Origin of the sequence: Kribbella sp. (genome assembly GCF_035655035.1) — a bacterium.
Taxonomy (GTDB): domain Bacteria; phylum Actinomycetota; class Actinomycetes; order Propionibacteriales; family Kribbellaceae; genus Kribbella.
Genome location: NZ_DASRVN010000264.1, coordinates 1 through 7,067, shown reverse-complemented (window position 1 = coordinate 7,067; position 7,067 = coordinate 1). Strand labels below are relative to the sequence as shown.

Sequence of the window (7,067 nt, the reverse complement as noted above, 5' to 3'; positions counted from 1 at the left end):
GGTGGCGGACGTGGTCAGCAGGCGGTCGTGTTCCCACGTTCCTTCGACCATGATCCGGCCGGGCGAACCGTCCTTGCGCAGGGCGAGCAGGTCACGGACACGGGGGTGCTGCGCGCCGATGGGGCGGGCAGCGGGGTGCCCGAAGGGATGCACAGTCATGTGCAGGCTCCGTACGGAGAGAATCAGCAAGCGCGCCGGGGACACGACGGCCCACTCCGGCGGGGCGACACCCGTGGGTGCCGTGGTACAGACGCGGCCTTCCCGACCGCATCAACCAAGGATTCTCATCACACCCCGGATCGTAAGCACCCGGCTCACCGCCGTCATCCGGTTTTCCACAGCCCGCCGCCACCGCCGCTCCCCGCCCGGGGACATCCCCTCAGTTGTCCACAGGTGGTGGGCGGGTGGGTTTTGGTCTGCCGGTACGGGTGGTTAGAGTCCTTGCTCTGATAGCCGCGCTATCACACGGGAGGGAGTGCGGGATGGACGCGACACTGCTCGACGCCGAGGCCGAGGCCGCCGTGCTGCGCGTCTACCGCCAGGTGTTCGCCGTGCTCGCCCGCGAGGCCGGCGCGATGATCGTCGATCCCGAGCTGCTGGACGTCGACCAGGCGATCCTGGACGCGTTCGCGGAGGCCGGCAGCGACGGGCTGACCGTCGAGCAGGCCACTCTCGCCTGCCGGGCGTATCCGCACGACCTGATCGTCCGCCGCTTCGACCTGCTCCGGCAGTACGGCGCGATCACCAAACTCGTCGACCGGCCGAACGAGTTGCGCCACCGCGCCGCGTTCGCGCCGTACGTGATGCTGATGTTCCTGCGCCGGATGTCCGTCCAGGGCGGTCAGGCGGAGCTGCACCAGCTGCTCACCCTCGAGGCGCACAGCGTCAGCGACCCGCAGGCGACGGCCGACGACGGCAAGGCGTCCGTCGAGCGGCTCACGAAGGTCTTCCGGCTGCTCGGCAACGAGCTGGCGATCCTGGTCTCGACCAGTACGACGGCGCAGCTCCGGGAGAACGCCCAGCTCGCGTGGGGCAACGAGCGGCTGATCGAGCAGGCGGAGAAGGTGCACCGCCTGGTCCTCGGCCGCTGGCCGGAGCTGCACCGGGACTGTACGTCGCTGCGGATGGCCCTCGCCGCGTACGCCGACGCCGTGCAACTCGCCGCCGGCCGCCTGGTCGAGCGGGCCGGTACGACGCGGGCGCTCGGGCTGCTGCCCATCGAGACCTGGCTGACGTTCACCCGGAGCAGCGAGCCCGAGACGCTGGCCGCCGTACTGGACGGTCTGCTGTTCGATGCCGCCGCGCCCGACTTCTCCGCGCAGACGATGGTCGAGGCGGTGGAGACGGGCCGCCGGAGTGGTACGGCCCGGATGGCGCCGCCGCGTCCGACCGCGGACCAGGAAGCCCCGGAGTCGGCCGCCGCGACGGACCGTGAGGACCTGCGCCGCGAGGCGGAGCGGGTGCTGGCCGGCCGTACGTCGGTCGACATCGTCGAGGTCGTCGACGAGGCGGGCGACTGGATCACCGCCCGCCGGGTGCTCGCCGAGCTGACGGCAGCCCACCTGCACGACGAGCTCGAGTACGAGCTGGTCTGGTCGGACGGCATGCGCATCGACCCGGCCGCCGGTACGCCGTGGGCGACCGAGGGCGTGTTCCGCCGGGTGGTCTCGTGAGTACCGAGGCCGTGGAGCGCCGGCTGTACAACGCGCTCTGGTGGGCGAAGGTGCAGTCCGCCGGACCGATCGAGGTCGACCCGGACACGCCTGCGGTCGCCGGCCTGACCCGGGCCTCGTCAGCCGACGGCGTCTGGCTGGTACCGACGCTGCCGACGGGCGCCGGTCACGGCGTGCTGGAGGAGCTCGGCGCTCCCCCGGTCCCGGTCGAGCTGCCGAACGAGACCGCCCGCCTGCTCGCGATCTGCGTCGCCTGCTGCTGGACCGACCGGAGCGCCTCGCCGTGGCCCGGCGGAACGGGCACGCTTGCGCAGATCAGGTCCGTGTACGCCGGGATGCGCGGCCGCGCGGAGCAGCCGAGCGACATGACCCTGATCATCGGCAGCCTGCGCCGCCTGCACTCCACCCACTGGCTGTTCTGGAACGAAACGGCCGGCGAGGTCCGCCTCGGCCCGCGCGTCGTCACGTGGAGCCCGTCCGACCTGTCCACACTCCGCGATCTGTGCAGGCACCTTCCCGATCCGCCGCCCGTGGAGGTGGCGGATGACTGACCACCACGCGTTGTTCGACCCGCTGCTGCAGGACCTCAGCGACAGGTCCCGCGACGAGGTGCTCGCCGCGTTCAGCGCAGTGCAGTACGCCGCGCACCCGGTCGCCGAAGTACAGCTGGCCGGTCTGCGCGACGTCACGCTCCGCCGCCAGGTGCAGCGGATGCTCAAGCTCATCGGCCGTACGCTCGTGCACGTCGACGGCACGCACTGGACCGCCGGGTACGACGACGACATCGCCGCCAGCCTCGCGGCGCAGGGTTGGCAGCCGTTGTCGGTGATCGACCGCGCCGTCCTCGTACTGGTGCTGATCCATTCGGTCGCGATCCCGCGCAGCGAAGGCATCCTGACCGGCGACAGCTGGAAGTCCGCCCGGCCCACCACGGTCGACGAGCTGCGGACGACCCGGATCAGCGGCGAAGAGCGGCGGCTGGCGCTGCAGCGGTTGCGCGCCGCCGGGCTGATCCAGCTGTCCGGCGATCACTCGGGCGGTCCGTCGTACATCCCGGGTCCGCAGTTGCAGCGCCTGACGCCGGCCGCTCGCCGTCGCCTGCAGGACCAGCTGATCCTCGCCGCCGCCCCGGCCAGCCCGATCGCCGAAGCCATCCGCGCCCGCCACGGGGTCCCTGTCGAAGTGGGAGAAGAAGCATGACTGACGACGGGCCGTACGACATCCTGGGTTCGAAGGTGCTGCTCGGGGTGCAGGTGGTCGATCTGTCCCGGCTGTCCACGCACCCGATCCCGATGATCGGCCGCGGCCTGATCACGGTCGCCGGCCAGGGCCCCACCGACTCCAACGGCGCCGGCAAGTCGTCGTGGATCGCCGCGCTCAGCCTGTTGCACGCGGACGACCAGTGGCGGCTGACCAGCGGCGCGCCGGGGGCGGCCGAGCTGCTGTTCACCGCCGAGGCGGCCGGCCAGGAAGGCAACTGGTCGAACGTCGACCGCGGCTACATCGTCGGCGTCTTCTCCGACCCGGACCTGACCGACCTCGACGAGATCGAGGCCGCCGCGGTCACGGTGTGGATCCGGATCAACCGCAAGGCGTCGTACATCGACCTGCGCTGGAAACACGGCCTGCACATCCCGTACGGCGCGACCGAGGCCGAGCGCGCCGCGGGCGCCGACGCGCTGTGGGCCGCCCTCCCGCATTCGAACGGCCGCACCGACTTCCACGCGAACAAGCTCTCCCAGGTGCTGTACGGCGGCCAGGTGCGGTGCGTCTCGTTCCTGTCGACATCGGTCCGTTCCAGCCCGACCGCGAACCTGCTCGCCGAGCCGCTCAACGAGCTCGGCCCGGCGCGGATCTTCAACGCGATCGCGACCCTTACCGGCCTCGACCACGAGCTCGAGCAGGAGCAGGCACACCGCTCCGCCGAGCACACCCAGCGCGAGGCGACCAAGCAGGCGACCACCGACCTGCAGCGCTGGGAGCAGGAGATGGCGACCGTCGAGGCCGGCATTCTGCAACGTGCCGCGGCCCGCGAAGCCCTCGCCGCGGCGAAGGAGGCCTGGCAGGCACGCTCGGCCCGGCACCTCATCGACGGCTCCGCGCGGAACACCGAGATCCTCGAGGAGATCGCGGCGCTGGACGAGCGGGCCGCCGAGCAGGAGGCCCGGAAGGAAGCGATCGAGACCGAGATCGACGCGTTCGGCAACGAGGAGAACCTGATCCGCGACGTGCAGCTGACCCGCCAGGAGCGGGACAAGCTGGACGCTCGGGACCGGGAGCTCGACCTGGCCCAGCGCTCGCTGCGAGAGCAGCTGGAGCGGCTCGGTCAGGAGCACCGGCGGCTCCTGGACGCGGGCCGTTCGGCGGACGGCCGGGATCTGGCCGCGGCCGGCGAGGAGCAGGAAGAAGCGCGTGCCGTGCTCGAGGAGCACATCGGCCGCGACCACGCCGCGCGCTCCGCGGTCGACTACGCGACGGCCGAGCTGCGCGAGGCCGAGAGCGGTCAGACGGTGTCGGCACCGCAGCAGCAGGTCCTGGAGAACGCCGGGATCGAGTGCGGTGCGCTCACCGACATCACCGAGCTGCCCGCCTCCGACCGTGCGGAGTGGGAGCCGCGACTGGCGCCGTACCGGGAGGCCGTCGTCATCGACTTCGGCGACGCGGACGTGGCGGCGACCGCGCTGGCCGATGCGGGGTACTCCGGATTCCTCTTGGTACTGGCGAACCGGCCGGGTGCTGCCTCTCGTAAGCGCGGGCCGAAGTCGGCGGACAAGCGGTTTGTCCTGGATGCCTTCTTCGCCGCGATCGGCGAGCGGGCGACCAAGGATCACATCGACGACGTCGCCGGTGTGGTCGCCGTCGGGCAGTTCGACGAGCCGATCACCGGACGCACCGCCCGGATCGAGGCGGCCCGGCGGCGCGTGGAGGCCGCGGTCGAGGCACGCGCTCTCGCGTCCGCTGCCCTGGAGCAGGCCCGGTCCCGGGTCGAGCAGGCCGAGCGCCGTACGGCGGCCGCCCGGGCACTGGCCGACGCGGAGTCGGTGCAGGAGCAGATGCTCGCGCTCCGGGAGACCGTCGACCGGCACGAGACCGACCGGGACTCGCTCGCTCCGCAGCTGCAGGCGGCGAAGGAGTCCGCCGAGACCGCGGCCGGCCAGCAGCTCGTCCGCGACGAGCGGCTGAAGAACCTCGAGGCCACCCGGCGCGACCACGATCGGATCCTCGACGAGCTGACCGGCCGCCGGCTCGCGTTGCGCGAGGAGCAGAGCGCGCTCGACCTGACCACCCGGACGACGGCTTGGGGCGGCACGCCCGAGGAGGCCGAGGAGTTCCTGCTCGTCCTGCCCGACGACGCCCAGCGACGAACGACCGCCGACTGGAACCACCAGGCCTGCACGCAGCTGGACGACGTGATCCGCCGCTGCTTCCCGAGCGCACGGTCCCGCGAGGAGATCCCGGCCGAGCTGTGGGAGATCCTGAACGGCCCCGACGGCTGGACGAACGGCACGCTCGGCGACCGCGTCGGCCTGGTCCCGGCGCTGCACCGGACGCTGAGCAGCCACCTCGCGCAGCACGAGACGTTCGACAGCCTGCAGCAACAGCAGATCGCCAGCCAGCGCGCCGAGCGGAACGCCGCCCTCGAACGTGCCCGCGAGGGCCTCGACGAGGCGGAGAGTACGGCCCGCGCGCACCGCGCCTCGCTCGCCGACGGCATCAAGGCACGACTCCGGCTGGTGTCCCAGGAGTTCGACCGTCTCGACCAGCAGTACGGCGGGTACGGCGCGAAGCTCGAGTTCCCGGAGCCGGATCCGCCGGCCGAGCCCGACAAGCCGTGGCGCTGGACGGTGACGCCGAAGTGGCGGCGCTCGGAGGGCGGCCCGTTCTCCGCGTTCAACGTGAAAGGCAACACCGCGCAGATGGACGAGAAGGCGGTGAAGCTGGTCTGCGCGGCCGCGCTCGCCGGCGGCTCGGACCGTCCGCTGCTGCTGATCCTCGACGAACTGGGCCGCAACCTCGGGTCCCAGCACCGGCGTGAGGCGGTGGCGCTGTTCGAGCAGATCGGCCGCGACCGGAACATCACGGTGATCGGCGCGCTCCAGGACGACATGGAGCGGTACGCCCTCGCCTCGTCCCGGCTGTACGTGAAGCTCCGGCGCAGCTCTGACACGATGCCGTACAACCAGGCCCCGGTCGTGAAGGGCAACGAGGAGAATTCGGCCCGGGTCGAGCTGCTCCGCGAGTGGATGACGTCGTACCGCGGCTCGACCCCGACCCTGGAGCTGGCCTCGCCGACCCTGACATAGCTTGACACCTGTCCAAATTTCGACACGTGGTTACCAAAAGCGGACCCCGGTGCAGACCTCGGACCTCCGGGTACAGCAGTATGGTCCGGTGACTTTTCCGGAGAGCCCCCGTGCCCGCGCTCAGCGAGGGCCCGGAGCTCTGGTCAAGCGGTCGTATGACGGCGTACCGTCGCCTGCATCCGGACGTGTGCCGCCAGCCGGCACGACAACACCTCCGCCACACCGGCCGCCTCATGATCGGAGGGCGTGAATGGCTTCCTGGCTGCTCCGCGCCCAATGGTCACACCGTGACGAGTCGGTCGAGCACCGCGCGCTCCGCGTCGGCCGCACGCTGACGGCTGTCGCGGTCGCGTTCCCCGACGTCCACATCTGGACTCAGGACGAGCGCTGGGGGTACCACGTCCTCGAGGCGGATGGTTCCACACCGCTCGAGGAGATGGTCGAGGCCACTACGAAGGTCCTGGCCAACGGTACGAGCACGACCCGGCTGCACCTGCAGAGCACGGGCGAGCTGCCGTGGCTGTTCGACCTGTCCATGGGTGGCACGATGACCACCATCTCCGACCAGCTCACCCTGCACTGGAGCGACGAGGACGCGCTGCTGCAGTCGGAACGCTTCGCCCAGGTGCTCCGCGCCGTCGTCACGATCTGGGAACCCCAGTGGGCCAGTATCGCCGACACCGAACTAGCCGCCGCGGCCGGCGTCTTCCGCCGTGGCATTCCGATGATGGGCTGGCTCACCTACATCCGCGGACTGGTAGCGGGTGCTCCTGGCATAGACATCACCCTGACGCCTTACGAGCGCGGCACGCTCCTCCAGGCCCCTGTCTCCCCCACAGACCTGACTCCGGTCCACATCTGCGCCGCCGCAGCCCTGGTAGGCATCGCCCCCGAGGAATAACAGCTGCCGAGCACCTCAAGTTAGGGCACCTACAACTGCCCAGAAATGTGTTAAGGGCCACCCCGACCGGGGTGGCCCTTAACAGTGTGAATGTCCGGCAGCGTCCTACTCTCCCACGACCTCCCGGTCGCAGTACCATCGGCGCTGAAGGGCTTAACTTCCAGGTTCGGAATGGAGACTGGGTGTTTC

At 70.9% G+C, this 7,067-nt stretch carries 5 protein-coding genes and 1 rRNA gene; 5 read left to right on the top strand and 1 reads right to left on the bottom strand.

Annotation, left to right across the window (positions count from 1 at the left end):
• Positions 1 to 482 precede the first annotated feature (482 nt).
• From VFF46_RS15550 to VFF46_RS15530, 5 genes are all read left to right on the top strand, one after another.
• Entirely contained in the window at positions 483 to 1,673 is a 1,191-nt protein-coding gene (locus tag VFF46_RS15550; protein ID WP_325037821.1) for a hypothetical protein, read from the top strand.
• On the top strand, positions 1,670 to 2,224 hold the full coding sequence (locus VFF46_RS15545; protein WP_325037820.1) for a hypothetical protein: 555 nt from the start codon (positions 1,670 to 1,672) through the stop codon (positions 2,222 to 2,224). The genes VFF46_RS15550 and VFF46_RS15545 overlap by 4 nt, the downstream gene beginning before the upstream one ends.
• Complete coding sequence (locus tag VFF46_RS15540) at positions 2,217 to 2,873, top strand: hypothetical protein (RefSeq protein WP_325037819.1); 657 nt, start codon at positions 2,217 to 2,219, stop codon at positions 2,871 to 2,873. Before VFF46_RS15545 ends, VFF46_RS15540 begins: the two co-directional genes overlap by 8 nt.
• Positions 2,870 to 5,977, top strand: coding sequence for a chromosome segregation ATPase (locus VFF46_RS15535; protein ID WP_325037818.1), 3,108 nt, complete (start codon positions 2,870 to 2,872; stop codon positions 5,975 to 5,977). Before VFF46_RS15540 ends, VFF46_RS15535 begins: the two co-directional genes overlap by 4 nt.
• A gap of 250 nt (positions 5,978 to 6,227) precedes the next feature.
• Complete coding sequence (locus VFF46_RS15530) at positions 6,228 to 6,878, top strand: hypothetical protein (protein WP_325037817.1); 651 nt, start codon at positions 6,228 to 6,230, stop codon at positions 6,876 to 6,878.
• A gap of 92 nt (positions 6,879 to 6,970) precedes the next feature.
• On the opposite strand, the gene rrf is transcribed toward VFF46_RS15530, so the two are convergent.
• Positions 6,971 to 7,067, bottom strand: a 5S ribosomal RNA gene (rrf, locus tag VFF46_RS15525); the annotation flags it as partial.

Excerpts from the sequence above, each read along its gene's own strand:
- VFF46_RS15550 (WP_325037821.1), top strand. The coding sequence starts at position 483 with ATGGACGCGACACTGCTCGACGCCGAGGCCGAGGCCGCCGTGCTGCGC.
- VFF46_RS15540 (WP_325037819.1), top strand. The coding sequence starts at position 2,217 with ATGACTGACCACCACGCGTTGTTCGACCCGCTGCTGCAGGACCTCAGC.
- VFF46_RS15535 (WP_325037818.1), top strand. The coding sequence starts at position 2,870 with ATGACTGACGACGGGCCGTACGACATCCTGGGTTCGAAGGTGCTGCTC.
- VFF46_RS15530 (WP_325037817.1), top strand. The coding sequence starts at position 6,228 with ATGGCTTCCTGGCTGCTCCGCGCCCAATGGTCACACCGTGACGAGTCG.